This is a genomic window from Bacillus sp. HY001, assembly GCF_007558965.1.
Lineage (GTDB): Bacteria > Bacillota > Bacilli > Bacillales > Bacillaceae_G > Bacillus_A > Bacillus_A mobilis.
The window spans coordinates 1-396 of the sequence record NZ_VLTE01000078.1; the positions used below are offsets into that span (position 1 = coordinate 1).

Consider the following 396-nt stretch of genomic DNA (forward strand, 5'->3'; position numbering starts at 1 on the left):
CAAGATGAGATTTCCCATAGCGTAAGCTAGTAAGATCCCTGAAAGATGATCAGGTTGATAGGTTCGAGGTGGAAGCATGGTGACATGTGGAGCTGACGGATACTAATAGATCGAGGACTTAACCATATAATATGAAGCAAATGTTATCTAGTTTTGAAGGAATATACCTTCAATAGTCTGGTAATGATGGCAGAGAGGTCACACCCGTTCCCATACCGAACACGGAAGTTAAGCTCTCTAGCGCCGATGGTAGTTGGGACCTTGTCCCTGTGAGAGTAGGACGTTGCCAGGCTATTTATATCATCGCGGGGTGGAGCAGCACGGTAGCTCGTCGGGCTCATAACCCGAAGGTCGCAGGTTCAAATCCTGTCCCCGCAACCAAATGGTCCCGTGGTG

1 tRNA gene and 2 rRNA genes are annotated in these 396 nt (G+C 48.5%); all 3 read left to right on the top strand.

Going from position 1 to position 396, the window contains the following annotated elements:
• Nucleotides 1-126 (top strand): 23S ribosomal RNA (locus FOT98_RS26365); the annotation flags it as partial.
• A 50-nt stretch (nt 127-176) separates the two neighbouring features.
• Nucleotides 177-292, top strand: a 5S ribosomal RNA gene (rrf, locus tag FOT98_RS26370).
• A gap of 12 nt (nt 293-304) precedes the next feature.
• Nucleotides 305-381 (top strand) — tRNA-Met (locus tag FOT98_RS26375).
• The last annotated feature ends 15 nt before the right edge of the window (nt 382-396 follow it).